This window comes from Trinickia sp. (genome assembly GCF_051953955.1).
Taxonomy (GTDB): Bacteria; Pseudomonadota; Gammaproteobacteria; order Burkholderiales; family Burkholderiaceae; genus Trinickia.
The window spans coordinates 1-17,291 of record NZ_JBQCIF010000103.1 but is presented as its reverse complement, the minus strand read 5'-3'; the positions used below and the strand labels follow the sequence as shown (position 1 = coordinate 17,291).

General features: G+C 64.8%; 13 protein-coding genes. 1 reads left to right on the top strand and 12 read right to left on the bottom strand.

The window, feature by feature from the left end:
* From ftsW to ACTHNZ_RS19620, 12 genes are all read right to left on the bottom strand, one after another.
* Positions 1-1,175, bottom strand: a 1,175-nt coding sequence (ftsW, locus tag ACTHNZ_RS19675) for a putative lipid II flippase FtsW (protein ID WP_440544247.1), incomplete at its 3' end; no start/stop codon positions are given.
* Positions 1,172-2,701 (bottom strand): UDP-N-acetylmuramoyl-L-alanine--D-glutamate ligase, encoded by a 1,530-nt coding sequence (murD, locus tag ACTHNZ_RS19670; protein WP_440544246.1) that lies wholly within the window; start codon positions 2,699-2,701, stop codon positions 1,172-1,174. The genes ftsW and murD, both read right to left, overlap by 4 nt.
* 37 nt (positions 2,702-2,738) lie before the next feature.
* Positions 2,739-3,908 (bottom strand): phospho-N-acetylmuramoyl-pentapeptide-transferase, encoded by a 1,170-nt coding sequence (mraY, locus tag ACTHNZ_RS19665; RefSeq protein ID WP_440544245.1) that lies wholly within the window; start codon positions 3,906-3,908, stop codon positions 2,739-2,741.
* Between the two features lie 14 nt (positions 3,909-3,922).
* Positions 3,923-5,386, bottom strand: a complete 1,464-nt coding sequence (locus tag ACTHNZ_RS19660) for a UDP-N-acetylmuramoyl-tripeptide--D-alanyl-D-alanine ligase (RefSeq protein WP_440544244.1) — start codon at positions 5,384-5,386, stop codon at positions 3,923-3,925.
* A complete protein-coding gene (locus ACTHNZ_RS19655) occupies positions 5,383-6,924 on the bottom strand; it encodes a UDP-N-acetylmuramoyl-L-alanyl-D-glutamate--2,6-diaminopimelate ligase (protein ID WP_440544243.1) in 1,542 nt (513 codons plus the stop codon). Before ACTHNZ_RS19655 ends, ACTHNZ_RS19660 begins: the two co-directional genes overlap by 4 nt.
* Complete coding sequence (locus ACTHNZ_RS19650) at positions 6,921-8,759, bottom strand: peptidoglycan D,D-transpeptidase FtsI family protein (protein WP_440544242.1); 1,839 nt, start codon at positions 8,757-8,759, stop codon at positions 6,921-6,923. Before ACTHNZ_RS19650 ends, ACTHNZ_RS19655 begins: the two co-directional genes overlap by 4 nt.
* A complete protein-coding gene (gene ftsL, locus ACTHNZ_RS19645) occupies positions 8,756-9,148 on the bottom strand; it encodes a cell division protein FtsL (protein WP_440544241.1) in 393 nt (130 codons plus the stop codon). The genes ACTHNZ_RS19650 and ftsL overlap by 4 nt, the downstream gene beginning before the upstream one ends.
* The gene (gene rsmH, locus ACTHNZ_RS19640; RefSeq protein WP_440544240.1) at positions 9,145-10,086 is read right to left on the bottom strand and encodes a 16S rRNA (cytosine(1402)-N(4))-methyltransferase RsmH; all 942 of its coding nucleotides are present in this window, start codon (positions 10,084-10,086) and stop codon (positions 9,145-9,147) included. The genes ftsL and rsmH overlap by 4 nt, the downstream gene beginning before the upstream one ends.
* Before the next feature lie 25 nt (positions 10,087-10,111).
* Positions 10,112-10,540 carry a division/cell wall cluster transcriptional repressor MraZ gene (mraZ, locus tag ACTHNZ_RS19635; protein WP_121277287.1) on the bottom strand — a complete coding sequence of 143 codons (429 nt, stop codon included), beginning with the start codon at positions 10,538-10,540 and terminating at the stop codon, positions 10,112-10,114.
* A 375-nt stretch (positions 10,541-10,915) separates the two neighbouring features.
* On the bottom strand, positions 10,916-11,557 hold the full coding sequence (coq7, locus tag ACTHNZ_RS19630; protein ID WP_440544239.1) for a 2-polyprenyl-3-methyl-6-methoxy-1,4-benzoquinone monooxygenase: 642 nt from the start codon (positions 11,555-11,557) through the stop codon (positions 10,916-10,918).
* Positions 11,558-11,742: 185 nt separating this feature from the next.
* Positions 11,743-13,455 carry a long-chain fatty acid--CoA ligase gene (locus ACTHNZ_RS19625; RefSeq protein WP_440544238.1) on the bottom strand — a complete coding sequence of 571 codons (1,713 nt, stop codon included), beginning with the start codon at positions 13,453-13,455 and terminating at the stop codon, positions 11,743-11,745.
* A 123-nt stretch (positions 13,456-13,578) separates the two neighbouring features.
* A complete protein-coding gene (locus tag ACTHNZ_RS19620; protein ID WP_440544237.1) occupies positions 13,579-15,663 on the bottom strand; it encodes a molybdopterin-containing oxidoreductase family protein in 2,085 nt (694 codons plus the stop codon).
* 157 nt (positions 15,664-15,820) lie between these two features.
* On the opposite strand from ACTHNZ_RS19620, the gene ACTHNZ_RS19615 reads away from it, so the two are divergent.
* Positions 15,821-17,023: a M20 aminoacylase family protein gene (locus tag ACTHNZ_RS19615; RefSeq protein WP_440544236.1), complete on the top strand. Its 1,203-nt coding sequence runs from the start codon at positions 15,821-15,823 to the stop codon at positions 17,021-17,023.
* Positions 17,024-17,291 lie beyond the last annotated feature (268 nt).

Sequence of the window (17,291 nt, the reverse complement as noted above, 5' to 3'; positions counted from 1 at the left end):
GTCGGCAGCACGCCCATGTTGACGCCCATGTTGATGAACGTCTGCACGCCGATCCACACGCCGATCCCCTGCGCGACGAGTGCTGCGAACGGTCGCGACAGCCGCGCGGCCTGCCGCCCGATCGAGTACGCGCGAAACAGCAGCCACGCGAAGAGCGCCATCACGGCGACGACGCCGACGAAACCGAGCTCCTCGGCGATGACCGCGAGCAGGAAATCCGTGTGCGCTTCCGGCAGGTACAAGAGTTTCTCGACGCTCGCGCCGAGTCCGACGCCCAGCCACTCGCCGCGGCCGAACGCGATCAGCGAGTGAGTCAATTGATAAGCCTTGCCTTGCGCGTAGCGATCGTCCCACGGATCGAGATAGGCGAAGATCCGCTCGCGCCGCCAGGGCGAGGCCCAGACGAGCAGCGAGAACGTCCCCACCGCCGTGGCCACGAGGCCGCCGAACAGTTTGCCGTTCACGCCGCCGAGGAACAGCACGCCCATCGCGATCGCCGCGACGACCATGAACGCGCCCATGTCGGGCTCGAGCAGCAGCAGCGCGCCGACGACGCCGACGGCGAAGCCCATCGGCAAGAAGCCCTTGGCGAAGCTGTGCATGTGCTCTTGCTTGCGCACGGTGTAGTTGGCCGCGTAGATCGTCACGGCCAGCTTCATGATTTCCGATGGCTGCATGTTCATGAGACCGAGCGGAATCCAGCGGCGCGCGCCGTTCACGCCCTTGCCGATGTGCGGAATCAGCACGATGACGAGCGCCGCGAGCGCGAGCAGGAAGAGCTTGGGCGCGTACTTGTCCCACACCGAGATCGGAATCTTGAATACGACGATGGCGATGGCCGACGCGAGCGTGATCGAGATCACGTGACGCAGCAAGAACGCGTACGTGTGATAAGAGGCGTACTTCGGCGAATCGGGCATGGCGATCGATGCGGAGTAGACCATCACGACGCCGAGGCCGAGCAGCGCAATGACCACCCACAGCAGCGCATGATCGTAATCGAGCATGCGCGAGCGCACGGGCCGCATCCCGCTCACGGCGCTCGCGAGCCCGCCTACGCCGGAGCCGGACGACGCGCTGTTGCCGGCGTTGCCTTGACCACCCTTTGCCGGTTTGCTGCCCGCCGCCCCATCGCGTTGCATGAGGCGCGAGCCGAAACGGTCGGTCCAGCTCATAGCATCGTCCCCCGCTCCGCTGCGATCTCCTCGACCGTGCTGCGAAACACGGCCGCGCGATGCGCATAGTTGTCGAACATGTCCAAGCTCGCACAGGCCGGCGACAGCAGCACCGCGTCGCCGGGCTCGGCGAGCGCGGAGGCGGCGCGCGTGGCGGCCTCGAGCGTAGCGTGCTCGGCCAGCACGACGCCCGCTTCGGTCAGCGCCTCGCGAATGCGCGGCGCGTCGCGACCGATCAGCATTACGGCTCTGCACCAGCGGGCAACGGGCCGCGCGAGCGGCTCGAAATCCTGCCCCTTGCCGTCGCCGCCGGCGATCAGCACGACGCGTTGGGCGAGCCCGTCGAGCGCCGCCACGGTTGCGCCGACGTTCGTTCCCTTGCTGTCGTCCACGTAATCGACGCCGTCGATCGACGCGATCGATTCGACGCGATGCGGCTCCCCGCGGTACTCGCGCAGGCCGTGCAACAAGGGCGCGGCCGGCAAGCCGATCGCGCGCGCCAACGCGAACGCAGCCAACGCGTTGGCTGCGTTGTGCAGACCGCGAATGCGTAACGCATCGGCGGGCATCAAGCGCGTGATCGCGAGATCGGTGCTCGCGGCCGCCTCTTGGCGACGACGGCGCGGGCTCGCCGTTTCGTCCGACGGCTCGCGCTCGCGCGCCTGCACGAGCCAGTTGATGCCGTTTTCGCGCGCGAGCCCGTAGTCGCCCAGACGCGTCGGCTCGTTCACGCCGAACGTCACGTAAGGCGCTTGCGCCTCACCCGCTGCAGCGGCACGCGGCGCGAGCGCCATCGTGCGCGCATCGTCGCGATTGAGCACGCGCACGGTACCCGGTCCGAAGATGCGCCCCTTCGCCGCGGCATAGGCATCGAGCCCGCCGTGCCAATCGAGGTGATCTTGCGTGATGTTGAGCACGGTGGCCGCATCGGGGGCGAACGTGTGCGCCGTCTCGAGTTGGAAGCTCGACAACTCGAGCACCCAGATGTCGGGCAGCGCGGCTCCGTCGATCGCGTCCATCAAGCGGTCGAGCATCGACGGGCTGATGTTGCCCGCGACGGCAACCTTCTTGCCGGCTCGTTCGCACAGCTGCCCCGTCATGCTCGTCGTCGTGGTCTTGCCGTTGGTCCCGGTTATCGCGACGACCTTCGGCGCGTAGCCGCTCTCGCCCAGATGCCGAAGCGCCTGCGCGAAGAATTCGACTTCGCCCCAGACGGGAATGCCGCGCTCGCGTGCGTGCGCGATGAGCGGAACGAGATCTTGTGCGAGCGGCGACAAGCCCGGGCTCAGCGCGACGAGTTCGATACCGTCGTCGAGCAAGGCCGGCGAAAAAGCGCCACCGGCGAATTGCGCCTCGATGCCGTGACTGGCAAGCGCCTGCAGGTTCGGGGGCGCCGCGCGCGTATCGGCGACGCGCAAGCGGCACCCCTGGCGCGCGCACCAGCGCGCCATCGCGAGGCCCGATTCACCGAGCCCCAGCACGAGTACCATCGGCCGCTGCCGATCTCCAAACGTCTCGCCGAACATCGCTTGCTTTCCCTTTTTCCTTTGCGTTCGCCGCGCGTCAGCGCAGCTTCAACGTCGACAAACCGAACAGACAGAGCATCAAAGTGATGATCCAGAAGCGCACGACCACCTGCGTTTCCTTCCAGCCCGACAGCTCGAAGTGATGATGCAGCGGCGCCATCTTGAAGATGCGCCGCCCTTCGCCATAGCGCTTCTTCGTGTACTTGAACCAGACGACTTGGAGCATGACCGACAGCGTCTCGGCCACGAAGATGCCACCCATGATGAACAGCACGATCTCTTGCCGCACGATGACGGCGACCGTGCCCAGCGCGCCGCCGAGCGCGAGCGCTCCGACGTCGCCCATGAAGACTTGCGCCGGGTGCGTGTTGTACCAAAGGAACGCGAGCCCCGCGCCGCCCATCGCCGAGCAGAAGATCAAGAGCTCGCCCGCGCCCGGGATGTGCGGAAACAGCAAATACTTCGAATAGACCGAACTGCCCATCACGTAGGCGAACACGCCGAGCGAAGCACCGACGAGCACGACGGGCATGATCACGAGCCCGTCGAGGCCGTCCGTCAGATTGACGGCATTGCTCGCCCCCACGATGACGAAATAGGTCAACGCGATGAAGCCCCAGACGCCGAGCGGATAGCTGATCGACTTCAAGAACGGCAGCATCAAGTCGGCACTCGCCGGCAGCCCCATCGACAAGCCGCTGCGCACCCAGGCCATGAACAGATCGAAGACGCGGACGTTGTTCGCCTCCGAGACGCTGAACGCGAGATACACGGCCGCGAACAGCCCGATGACCGACTGCCAGAAGTACTTCTCGCGCGAGGACATGCCACGCGGATCCTTGTAGACGACCTTGCGGTAATCGTCGACCCAGCCGATCACGCCGAAACCGAACGTCACGAGCATCACGATCCAAATGAAGCGGTTCGTCAAATCGGCCCAGAGCAGCGTCGAGACGGCGATCCCGATCAGAATCAGCACGCCGCCCATCGTGGGCGTGCCCGATTTGACGAGGTGCGTCTTCGGCCCGTCGGTGCGCACCGCCTGGCCGACTTTCATCTGCGTCAGCTTGCGGATCACCCACGGCCCGCACACGAGCCCAATCACGAGCGCGGTGATGGTGGCCATCACCGCGCGAAACGTCAGATAGCTGAATACGCGCAAAAAGCTTGCGTCGTTCTGCAGCCATTGCGCCAGCACCAGCAGCATGCTCGTCCTTCTCTTCAATGCGTGCCGGGCGAGCCGCCCGGCACTTGGGGTGGTTGGTGCGCGGTAAGCGCGTCGACGACGCGCTCCATCCGCATGAAACGCGAGCCTTTCACGAGCAACGTCGCTCCCGCGCCAAAGCCCGCCTGCAACAGGTACTCGATCAGCGATTCGGCTGCGTCGAAATGACGTGCCGTGCCGGCGCCCGCGCCGATGCTCGCGGCGGCAGACGGTGCCGCATCGAACGCGGCGCACGAATCGCGCGAGGCGTCGCCGAGCGCCAGCAGCACGTCGATGCCGCGCTCGCGCGCGTAGGCACCGACTTCGCGATGAAACGCCGGCCCGTTGTCGCCGACCTCGCCCATGTCGCCCATCACGAGCACGCGCGGCGCGCCGCGCGCGGCCAACACGTCGATCGCCGCGCGCATCGAATCGGGGTTCGCGTTGTAGGTATCGTCGATGACGGTCGCACCGGCCAACGCCCCCGCCACCGCACGCTTCGTCTGCAGCCGGCCCTTCACCGGCGAGAACGCCTCGAGACCGCGAGCGATATCTTCCAGCGAGACGTTGGCCGCGACGGCTGCGGCCGTTGCGGCCAACGCATTGCGCGCGTTGTGATCGCCGAGCACCTGCAGCGTTGCCTCGAACTCGCCCACGCTCGTGCGCACACGCAAACGGTTGCCCTCGAGCGCGCCGGTGACGGCCGCGGGCACCGCGGCGCTCGTGTGCGAAGCGTCTTCGAGCGCAAAATCGACGATCCGGTTCCCCGTCGCCGCCGTTCGCCAGATACCGGCATAGGCGTCATCGGCGGGAAACACGGCGGCGCCCGTAGCCGGCAGCGCGTGAATCACGCTGGCGTGTTCGAGCGCCACGGCCTCGACCGTCGCCATGAACTCTTGATGTTCGCGCTGCGCGTTATTCACCAGCGCGATCGTCGGCGACGCAATCTTTGCGAGCACATCGGTTTCGCCGGGGTGATTCATTCCGACTTCGATGACGGCGAGCCGATGCGCCGCGCTCAAGCGCAGCAGCGTGAGCGGCAAGCCGACGTCGTTGTTGAAGTTGCCGGCCGTGGCCAGCCGCGCCGATTCGCCTACCGCCTGCGCGAAGATCGACGCGATCATCTCTTTGACCGTCGTCTTCCCGTTGCTGCCCGTCACGGCGACGAGCGGAATCGGGAACCGGCGACGCCAGCCCCGTGCGAGCGCGCCGAGCGCGACGCGCGTATCGGGCACCACGAGCGCCGGCACGCGCCATTCGCTCGGCAGCCGCGAAACGATGACGGCGGAAACGCCGCGCGCCGCGACGTCGGGCAGAAAGTCGTGCGCGTCGAATCGATCGCCCTTGAGCGCGACGAACAGCTCGCCGGGCCCTGTCGTGCGGCTATCCGTGCCGATGCGCGCGAACACGGCAGCGCCATCCCCATGCACCGTGGCGCCCGGGATCAATTGCGCGGCTTCGTTCAAGGAAAACATCGTCATTGATCGCCTCCGCGCGAATGCGTCGCACGTGCGGCAAGCGCCAGACGAGCGTGGTCTTGATCGGAGAAAGCGCGCTTTTTGCCCATGATTTCCTGTGTCGCTTCGTGCCCCTTGCCGGCCAGCAGGACCACGTCTTCGCGCGCCGCATCGCGCACGGCATGCAAGATCGCGTTCGCACGATCCTCGATGCGGCGCACCGCGTCCGGATGCGTCATGCCGGCGACGATCTGATCGATGATCGAGGCAGGGCCTTCACTGCGCGGGTTATCGCTCGTCACGACGACCGCGTCCGCCAGCCGCTCGGCGATCGAACCCATCAACGGGCGCTTGGTCGCGTCGCGATCGCCGCCGCAGCCGAACATGCAGACGAGCTTGCCGCCGCGCGCCTGCGCCATCGGCCGCAGTGCGTCGAGCGTCTTCTCGAGCGCGTCGGGAGTATGGGCATAGTCGACGACGACGAGCGGCTCGTCGCTCGCGAGCCGCCCGCCGAGCCGTTGCATGCGGCCGTTGACGGGCTCGAGCTTCGCGAGTTGCGCGAGCGCATCGGCGAGCGGAACGTCGGCGGCCAACAACGCGCCGAGGACGCCGAGCAAATTGCTCACGTTGAATGCGCCGAGCGTGCCGACCTCGACGTCGGCGGCGCCCCAATCCGACGATAGACGGAACGCCGTCCCGGTCGCGGTGGCGCGCACGTTCGTCGCCACGAGCGCCGCGTGCGCGCTCGGCGCATCGCTCGCCGTCCCGATGCCGTAGGCGATCGTCGGCATGCGCTTGTGCGTGCGCGCGATGAGCCGGCGGCCGGCCGCGTCGTCGCGATTGATGACCGCCGTCTTCAAGGTCGACCAGTCGAACAGCTTCGCTTTCGCCGCCTCGTAGGCCTCGAACGTGCGGTGATAGTCGAGGTGATCTTGCGTGAGATTCGTGAAGAGGGCGATGTCGAACGCCGTCCCGTTCACGCGGCCCTGATGCAGCGCGTGGGACGATACCTCCATCGCCACGGCGCGCGCGCCGGCCGCTGCCAGTTGCGCGAGCGAACGTTGCATCTGCGGCGCATCGGGCGTCGTGAACCCGGTATGAACCAGATGGCCCGACATCCCCGTTCCGAGCGTGCCGATGACGGCGCACGGCTCGCCGAGCGCCGTCAACGCGGCGGCGATCCATTGCGAGCAAGAGGTCTTGCCGTTCGTCCCCGTCACGCCGATCACGCGCATCGATTCGCTCGGCGCGCCGTACCAGAGGCTCGCGATCTCGCCGGCCAGGCGATCGAGCTGCGGCACCGCACGCGAGCGCACGGGATCGGCGCTGCCCGAGAATCCGTCGGGCTGATAGAGCACTGCCCCGGCACCGCGTTCGAACGCGGCGGCGATATGGGGGCGGCTATCGGCGCCGTCGACGGCATACGCGAAAAATACGTCGCCGGGAGCGAGCGTCCGCGTGTCCGCGTGCAGTTGGGCATCGGCCGCCGCGTTGGCGCGCAGCCAGGCGAGCGCATCGGAGACTTCCCGGCGCATGGCGTCCTCGTCGTAGGGAGCGTTCATCGGACGACTCCCGGGTGCGCGTGTGCATCGGCCGACACCTTCACCGTGCGGGCGGCCGCGGAAGGCGCGGCGTTGCCCGCTGTCTTCGCTGAATCGTCGGATACGACGAGCTGCTTGACCGGCATGTCGGGCGGCACGTTCAAGCTGCGCAGCGTATCGCCGACGATGCCGGCGAACACGGGGCCCGATACGTAGCCGCCGAAATGGCTGCCGGCCGTCGGCTGATCGATCGAGACGGCCACGACGATGCGCGGGTTCGGCATCGGCGCCATCCCGACGAACGACGCGCGGTACTTCGAATGATCGTAGCCGCCGTGCGGCGAATGCTCGTACGCGGTGCCGCTCTTGCCGCCCACGCGATATCCGGGCACCGCGGCCTCGGGCGACGTGCCGGCCGAGGTCACGACCGATTCGAGCATCGTGCGCACTTCGCGCGCGGTGGTCGGGGAAAAGATCCGCGGCCCCGTCACGGGCTGGCTTGCATCCGTCTTGAACAGCGAGACCGGCATGAGTTCGCCGTCGTGCGCGATGGCGGTATAGGCGCGTGCGAGCTGGAACAGCGAGACGGACAGGCCATAGCCGTACGACATCGTCGCCTGCTCGATTCGACGCCAGCTCTTCCACGGCCGCAGCCGACCGGCGGCCGTGCCGGGGAAACCGACCTTCGGCGCCTGTCCGAGCCCGATGCTCGTATACATATTCCACATCTCTTCGGGCTTGAGCGTCATGGCGATCTTCGTCGCGCCGATGTTGCTCGACTTTTGGATCACGCCGCCTACTGTGAGCACGCCGAAGCCGCTGTCGTCCGTGATCGTCGCACCGTCGAGCGTGAAGTGGCCGTTGCCCGTATCGACGAGCGTATTGGGCGTCACGCGATGCAAATCGAGCGCGAGCGAAACCGTGAACGGCTTCATGATCGAGCCGGGCTCGAAGACGTCCGTGAGCGCGCGGTTGCGCAATTGCTCACCGGTTAGGCGCGAGCGGTCGTTCGGGTTGTAGGTCGGATAATTGACGAGCGCGAGGACGTTGCCCGTGCGCACGTCGACGACGATCGCAGCGCCGGCCTTGGCCTTCGACTTCTCCACGGCCGCCTTCAGATTCGAATAGGCGATGTACTGAATCTTGCTGTCGATCGAGAGTTCGACGTCCTGCCCGTTGTGCGGCACGGCCTGCTCGTCGACGTCCTCGATGATGTGGCCCAAACGGTCCTTGATGACGCGGCGCAGGCCCGGCGTGCCGGCAAGCAGCTTCTGATCGCTGAGCTCGACGCCTTCCTGGCCTTCGTCTTCGATGTTCGTAAAACCGACGAGGTGAGCCGTGATCTCGCCTTCAGGGTAGAAGCGCTTGTATTCGGTCCGCTGATAAATGCCCGGAATCTTGAGCGCCTCGATTTTTTCGGCGACGTCGACCGGCACTTGGCGCTTCACGTAGACGAACGTCTTGTCCTCGGAAAGCTTGGCGCGCAGTTGCTTTTGCGTCATGCCGAGCAGGCTGCCGAGCGCGACGAGCTTGGCCGGATCGAGATCCTCGGGCACGGACTCGGGAATCGCCCAAATGGCGCGCACGGGCAGGCTCGTGGCCAGCACGAGCCCGTTGCGGTCGAGAATCTTGCCGCGCGTCGCGGGCAGTTCGATCGTGCGCTCGTAGCGGCTTTCGCCCTGCTTCTGATAGAAGGCGTTGCCCGGGCCTTGTATCCAGAACGCCCGCGCCGCGAGCGCGACGAACGCCATGAAGAGCATGAACACGACGAGCTTGGAACGCCACATCGGCAAACGCACCGACAGGACCGGGCTTGCGGAGAACGTGACGCTCTTCGTCTTGGCGGCGTGCTTCATCGCGCACCTCCACGATGAACGGCACGGCCGGCCGGATTGCCGGTGCCCTTGCCCGCGCGCGCGTTAGCGGCCGGCGCGCTGGCCGGCAACATTGGAATCGGCGCGTTCTCGGCCACGCTGGCGCCAGGGGCGAGCGTCAGAAATTGCGTATCGCCCGACGATGCGGGGTGCATCTTGAGCGTGGCCGTCGCGAGCTGCTCGATGCGGGACGTCTTCGACAACGCGCTTTGCTGATACTGCAACTGCGCGTAGTCCTGCTGAAGCTGATGCTCTTCCGATTGCGCGCGCTCGAGCTGCACGAACATCTGCCGCTGCTGGTTCGTGGAATCGACGACGGAAAGTGCGCAACCGAGAACGACGATGAACAGGAAGATATTGAGGCGGCTCATGGCGCGACGCGCTCCGCGACGCGCATGACCGCCGAGCGGGCACGCGGGTTGGCCTCGACTTCGGCATCGCTCGCAAACACGCGGCCGATGATTTTCAACGGTGCGGCGGGCAGATCGACGGCGCGAATCGGCAAGCGACGATCCACGGCAGGGGCACTGGCGTGCGCCTGCATGAATCGCTTCACGATTCGATCCTCGAGCGAATGAAAGCTGATGACCACCAGCCGCCCCCCTTGCTCCAACGATGACAGTGCCGCCTCTAAAACGACTTGCAACTCCGCAAGCTCTTGATTGACGTGAATCCGTATAGCCTGAAAGGTGCGGGTGGCCGGATCCTTGCCCTTCTCACGGGTCTTGACGGCGCGAGCCACGATTTCGGCAAGCTCGCCCGTGCTGTCGAGAGGCCCAAGACGGTCGGACTCTGCCCGGCGAGCAACAAGCGCCTTTGCAATCTGAACAGCAAACCGTTCTTCCCCATAATCTCGAATGACCTCCGTGAGTTCCTGCTGACTCGCCCGTGCCAACCACTCGGCCGCGGATTCGCCGCGCGTCGGGTCCATCCGCATGTCGAGCGGACCGTCTGCACGGAAGCTGAACCCGCGCGAGGGATCGTCCAATTGCGGGGACGACACCCCGAGATCCAGCAATACGCCGGCGACACGTCCGATTCCTCGCGTCGCCAGCGCCGGCGCCAACGACGCAAAACTCTCGTGCACGATCGTGAAGCGCGGATCGCCGATCGCGCGCGCCGTTGCGATCGCCTGCGGATCCTTGTCGAATGCGATGAGCCGCGCGGCTTCACCCAACTTCGCGAGCACCGCCCGGCTGTGTCCGCCGCGCCCGAACGTGCCGTCGACATAGACGCCGTCCGGACGCGTGATCAACGCATTCACCGCCTCTTCCAACAGCACCGTGCGATGCTGCAATTCGTTTTCCATCGCAGCGCCCTATTTCAAACCGCGATCAAAACGTGAAATTCTTCAGCGCGTCGGGCATGCCCTGCGCCATCGCCGCCTGCTCCTTGGCGGCGTAAGTCTGCGCATCCCACAGTTCGAAGTGGCTTCCCATGCCGAGCAACATGATTTCCTTTTCCAGACCCGCGGCCATGCGCAATTCCGGCGAGACGAGAATCCGTCCCGCGCTATCGAGATCGACGTCGGAGGCGTTACCGAGAAAAATGCGGCGCCACCAATGGGCATCCATCGGCAACGCGGCGATCTTCGTGCGAAAGATTTCCCACTCGGGGCGGGGGAACAGCAATAGGCAGCCGTCCGGGTGCTTCGTCAGCGTCACCCGGCCTTGTGCCTCGCCTTGCAGCGCCTCGCGATACCGAGAGGGCACGGACATGCGCCCCTTCGCATCGAGCGTCAGCGCCGACGCCCCCTGAAACACTTTTCTCTCCCCTTCGGAGCCCTGCGCTCCATCGCTCGAAAAATCGGCCGGAACGCACCGAACGATCCACAAAAATACACTTTCTCACACTGTCTCCCACTTTAGAGCACAGCCCTAGGCCGGTCAAGGGAGAAAGCCGTTTTTTCAGAGAGATTTGTTTGTTAGAACAAGGACTTACGTGCGTCCCTTCACGCAGGATGAGAAATCAAAAAACGTTATAAAAGAATGGACTAGTGCATTTTCTGAATGTGATACGTGAGAAGCTCGCTGCGCGCACCGGCGCGGCAAGCACCGGAAGCGCGAAAAGATAGGATCAAAAGCGGGAGATCGGGATAGTTCGACGAGCGACGCGAACGCGCCGCTCCCACTGCGAAGTTAGATGTAATAGGCCGTTTGCGTCATGACTTTCGAGGCGGCGCGCATGAGCGCTTTCACGGGCATCGGCAGTTCGGCGCCGCCGGCCTCCGTGGCCGATTGACCATGCGTGCGCTCATCGTCGCGCATTTGCGCCACGATTGCGCGCGATACTCGATCGGCCTCGGGCAACGTTTGCAAATGCCCCTCCAAATGACGCTCGACCTGGCGCTCGGTCTCGGCCATGAAGCCGAGGCTCGCTTTATCGCCGAAACAGCCGGCCGCGAAGCCGATCGCGAGCGCGCCGGTGTACCAGAGCGGATTGAGCAGGCTCGGTCGAGAGTCGAGTTCGCGCAGCCGGGCCGACGTCCATGCGAGGTGATCCTCCTCCTCGCGCGCGGCGTGTTCGAAAGCATCCTTGAGCGCGGGCGAGCGCGTCGCGAGCTTCTGCGCCTGATAGAGCGCTTGCGCGCAGATCTCCCCGACATGGTTCACGCGCATGAGCGCCGCCGACTGCGAGGATTCGGCAAGCGTCATCTGCGCGGCAGCGGGCGCGCTCGCGTCGAGCGGCTCGGGCGTAGGCACCGGCCGCGTCATCCGGCTCACGCCGGCGATCGAACGCAGCCCACGATCAAATTCGGTAATCAACTCGTCCAGCGTCATCGCACTCTCCATGCAGCGCAGCAAAAGGGCCGTCGAAACGCGGTCCGCCCTGCCGCACCGAACCGCCAGTTTGCGCTGCTCGCATGGTGCACATGCTTAGTTCAGAGCAAAACCGCAGTCAATCGTGCATTTTAGACGATGTTGCGCGACCGATACAGCATGGGCGCCTTTGCCGCACCGCGACATCACGCACTGCGCTCGTGGGCGACCGGCGCGACGGGGGGCGCTGCGGGCGCATCGCGCAATTCTCGGCGCAGGATCTTTCCGACGTTGGTTTTCGGCAAATCCGTCCGGAATTCGACGATCTTGGGCCGCTTATATCCGGTGAGTTGCTCCTTGCAGAACGCGATGACGTCGGCTTGCGTCAGCGCCGGGTCGCGCTTGACGATAACGAGCTTGACCGCTTCGCCCGAGTGCTCGTCGGGCACCCCAACCGCGGCCACCTCGAGCACGCCCGGATGCTTCGCGACGACGTCTTCGATCTCGTTCGGATAAACGTTGAATCCCGAGACGAGAATCATGTCCTTCTTGCGATCGACGATCTTGAAATAGCCGCGCTCATCCATGATGCCGATGTCGCCCGTTTTGAAGAAGCCGTCGGCCGTCATCACCTTCGCCGTCTCGTCCGGCCGGTTCCAATAGCCCGCCATGACCTGCGGCCCGCGGATGCAGATCTCCCCAGGCTGCCCGATGGGCATGTCGTTGCCGTCGTCGTCGCGGATCGAGAGTTCGGTCGACGGGAGCGGCAAACCGATCGTGCCGCTGAACTCGGTCGCCGTGACTGGATTGCACGACGCGCTCGGCGAGGTTTCCGACAAACCGTACCCTTCGATGACGGGCACGCGCGTGCGCTCGTACCAGCGCTTCGCGACGGCTTCTTGCAGCGCCATCCCGCCCGCGTTTGCCACCATCAGCTTCGAAAAGTCGAGCTTGGCGAAATCGGGGTGATTGAGCATGGCGTTGTAAAGCGTGTTCACGGCCGGGAACGTATTGATCGCGTACCCATGCAACTGCTTGATCATCCCGCCGATATCGCGCGGATTCGGAATCAGCACGCCTAGGCCGCCGGTTCGGATCGTCAGCATCGCGCAGACCGTCAGCGCATAGATGTGATAGAGCGGCAACGCGATGACGTTGACGATTTGCTCGACCTCGGGGTGTAGCGCGTGGGCCGGCTCGTGCCACGCCGCGGATTGCAGCACGTTCGCCACGATGTTCCCGTGCGTGAGCGTCGCGCCCTTCGCCACGCCCGTCGTGCCGCCGGTGTACTGCAGGAACGCGATATCGCTTTGGGTCAGTGTGGCCGGCGCGAAGGACAGCCGCGCGCCCTCGGCCACGACATCGTTGAATTTCACGTGGCCGGGCAGGCTCCACGCGGGCACCATCTTCTTCACGCGCCGCACGACGAAGTTGACGATGAGCCCCTTCGCCCCCATCAGATCGCCCATCGAGGCGACGATTACGTGCTTGATCGCCGTGTTGTGCACGACCGATTGCAACGTCACGGCAAAATTCTCGAGCAGGACGATGGCCTCGGCCCCGCTGTCTTTCAACTGATGCTCGAGCTCGCGCGGCGTATAGAGGGGATTGACGTTGACGACGACGTAGCCCGCACGCAGAACCGCGGCCAATACGACCGGGTATTGCAGCACGTTCGGCATCATGATGGCGATGCGCGCTCCGCGAGCGAGCCCCTTCGACTGGAACCAAGCCGCCACCTGCTGTGAGAGCGCGTCGAGCTCGCCGTAAGTGATCGATTTGCCCATGCAGGCAAACGCACGCAAGCCGCGGTATTGGCGGAAGCTGTCTTCGAGCAATTCGACGACCGACGCATAAGCGGACGCGTCGATCTCGGCCGGAACGCCGGGCGGATAGGACTTCAACCAGATTTTTTCCATGCGGCGTCTCCCTGAATTTTTTTCGAATGATCGTGCTAAAAAGCGCATCCTAGCCGGTCGCCTCACTCGAAACAACCGGATTAGACACCGACTTCGAAATGGAGAAAACCGCTTGCCCAACACTCAAACATCGAGGCGGTCGATTTCGACCAGGCAATCGTAGAACGTGGCGGACGCCCCGAGATCCGTCAGCGCTTGGCTCGTGACCGCGTTCGCGTTGCACCCGTCGGGCGCGAGCTTCTTCCACCAGATCGACAGCCCGACGACGACGCCTTCACGCGCTCGGTCGGTCACCCGGGCTCGCGCGACGAAGGACCCGCGATCGTTGCGAATGCGCACGTGCTCGCCGTCCTGAATGCCGCGCGCGGCCGCATCGATCGGATGAATGTCGAGATGAGGCTCCCGCTCGACCTCGCGCAGGCTGTCGACGTTGACGAACGTGCTGTTCAAGAAGTGCCGGGCGGGCGGTGAAATCATCGCAAGTGGATAGCGGGCCGCCAGTTCGGGCGCGCCGTCGTGCGATTCGTACGGCGGCAGGTAATCGGGCAGCGGGTCGTTGCCCTCGCGCGCGAGCAGTGAGCTTTCGAACTCGCACTTGCCCGAGGGCGTCCGGAAACCGCCTTCGGCAAACGGTGCATCGGACAGCTTCAGCCTGGCCCACCCCGCTTCGTTCAGCGTCTCCCAATCGATGCCCTCGAGCGCCGGGTCGTTCCAACGGAAGGCGTGACGGCCGACGGTCTCGTCGCTTTCGAACAGCGCCGGATCGTCGAGACCCATCCGGCGCGCTAGCCCACGGAAAATTTCGGTATTCGGCCGCGCCTGGCCGACCGGCGCAATTGCTGGCCGATTCACCATGACATAGGTGTGGCCGTAGGACCGGTGCACGTCGAAATGCTCGAGCTGCGTCGTGGCGGGCAGCACGAGATCGGCATAGTCGGCCGTATCGGTCTGAAAATGCTCGAGAACGATCGTGAATAGATCTTCACGCGCAAAGCCCGCCGCAACGCGCGCCGAATCGGGCGCCACGGCCACGGGATTCGAGTTGTAGACGACGAGCGCTTCGATTTTCGGGCCGAACGATGCGTCGCCCTCATGCAAGAGCGCATCGCCGATCGCGTTCATATTGATGACGCGAGGCAGCTTGGCAGGCCAACCGGGAATCAGATCGGGACGCTGCAGCGCGGCCGTGTCGAACGGCACCCACCCCGAGCTCGACAGCAGCAAACCGCCCGCTCGATCGCGCCAGGCGCCGGTGAGCGACGGCAGGCATGCGATCGCCCGCGTGGCGTTGCCTCCGCCGCGCACGCGCTGCATGCCGTAGTTGAGACGAATGGCCGCCTTGCGCGTCTTGCCGTAGAGCCGGGCGAGTTCGACGAGCTCTTGTTCTTCGACGCCACAGATTTGCGCCACGCGGGCCGGCGGATACGCCGCCGCGCGCTCCTTGAGCGCCTCGAAGCCAACGGTATGGGCTGCGACGTAGGCATGGTCGATCAAGTCCTCCGCGATCAGCACATGCATCATCCCGAGCGCGAACGCGCCGTCGGTGCCGGGACGCAGCGCGATGTGCTGATGGCACTTCTCGGCTGTCAGCGAGCGGTACGGATCGATGGCGACGAGCCGAGCGCCGCGACGCTTGGCTTCTTGCGCCCGTGTCCAGAAATGCAAGCTCGAAGCGATAGGATTGGCACCCCAGATCAGAATGAGGTCGCTCTCCTCGAAGAATTCGAGATGCATGCCGAGCGCCGCACCATAGGTGTATTTGAGGCCCGCCATCCCCGCTGCGGAGCAGATGGTGCGATCGAGGCGGGACGCGCCTAGCTTGTGAAAGAATCGCTGGGCGATGCTTTCGCCCTGGACGAGGCCCATCGTGCCCGCGTAGCTGTAAGGCAATACGGCCTGCGGCTCGCGCCGCGCGATCTCGGACAACCGCCCCGCGGCCAGCGATAGCGCCTCGTCCCAGCCGATCGGCTCGAACCGGCCCTCGCCTTTTCGCCCGACTCGCCGAAGCGGCGTGGTCAAGCGCTGCGCGTGGTGGACCCGCTCCGGATAGCGTGCGACTTTCGTGCAGAGCACGCCTTGCGTGGGCGGGTGATCGGGATCGCCCGCCACTTTGATCACTTTGCCGTCCGCAACCGTGACCCGCATTGCGCAGGTATCAGGGCAATCGTGAGGACAGACGGCGCGGGCAAATTCGAGGGGCGCGTTCATGCGGGCGTTCCATTAGCGGACCATGCGGTGGCAGGCCGACAATTCTATTCCTTTCGTGCGGGTGCCCGCACCAAATTGGCGAGGTGCCGTTGAGCGTAGAATGGTTCGTTCGATAGCAGCACACATTCTAGAACCTCATCCCACAGTCGAACGCATCATGAAACTCATTCCTGAAGTCTTGGCCGCGCGAGAGGAAATCCAGTCCCTGCGACGAAGTATCCATGCCCACCCCGAGCTCAGATACGAAGAGATGCGCACAGCCGATCTCGTCGCGCAGTCTCTCGAAAAATGGGGTCTACGCGTGCACCGGGGGTTGGGAAAAACGGGCGTCGTCGGTGTGCTTCAGCGCGGCAGCGGCACGCGTTCGATCGGATTGCGGGCCGATATGGACGCCCTGCCGATTGAGGAACTGAATACGTTCGAACATCGCTCGCAAAATCCCGGAAAAATGCACGCCTGCGGGCACGATGGGCATACCGCCATGCTGCTCGGGGCCGCTCGGCACTTGGCGATGCACGGCCGATTCGACGGCACGATCGTCTTCATCTTCCAACCGGCGGAGGAAGGCGGTGCGGGGGCGCGCGCGATGATCGAGGATGGCTTGTTCGAGCAGTTTCCGGTCGACGCCGTGTTCGGCATTCACAATTGGCCCGGCATGCCGGCCGGAACGTTCGGCGTAACCGAAGGCCCGATCATGGCCTCGAGCAACGAATTTCGGATCGACATCAAGGGAGTGGGCGCCCATGCAGCCATGCCGCATAACGGCCGTGATCCCGTTTTTACGGCAATCCAGATCGGCAACGCCCTGCAAAGCATCATCACTCGCAACAAGAAGCCCATCGATACAGCGGTGCTTTCGATTACGCAAATCCACGCGGGGGACGCCGTCAACGTGATCCCGAACGATGCGTGGCTTGCCGGGACGGTGCGCACGTTTGCCACCGAGACGCTCGACCTCATCGAAGCAAAGATGAAGAAGCTGGCCGAGGCCACTGCCGCGGTGTTCGATTGCACGGCGACGGTCACGTTCCACCGCAATTATCCGCCGACGATCAACAGCAGCGAAGAGACGCGTTTCGCCGTCGAAATCATGCGCGAAATCGTCGGGGCCGAGCACGTCGAAGATCATACGGAGCCGACGATGGGCGCGGAAGATTTTGCATTCATGCTCCAGGCCAAGCCCGGTTGCTATGCGTTTCTCGGCAACGGCGAGGGTGGGCATCGCGAGGCCGGTCACGGTGCGGGCCCATGCATGCTGCATAACGCCAGTTATGACTTCAACGACGAATTGCTGCCTGTGGGGGCGACGTACTGGGTGCGGCTTGCGGAACGCTATTTGAAGGAAGGGATCGTGCGCTAGGGAATCGCGCCGTACGCTCGCTCGTGGGCGTGCGGGCGCAAGTGTGCTTAGCGAACCGGCGGCGACCGTCTGCGTGAGGCAGATGACGGACGCGCCGCCCCCGAAAGGGCGATGAGCGTTTCGGCGATTCCAAACACGAAACCCCCGACAGCGGTTGGCTATCGGGGGTTTGGTGAGGCATTGCATGGATCGCAGTGGGCGCTTGAGCGCGCACTGCGACGGGCACGTAAGGAGCCTGACGATTACCTACTTTCACACGGGTATCCGC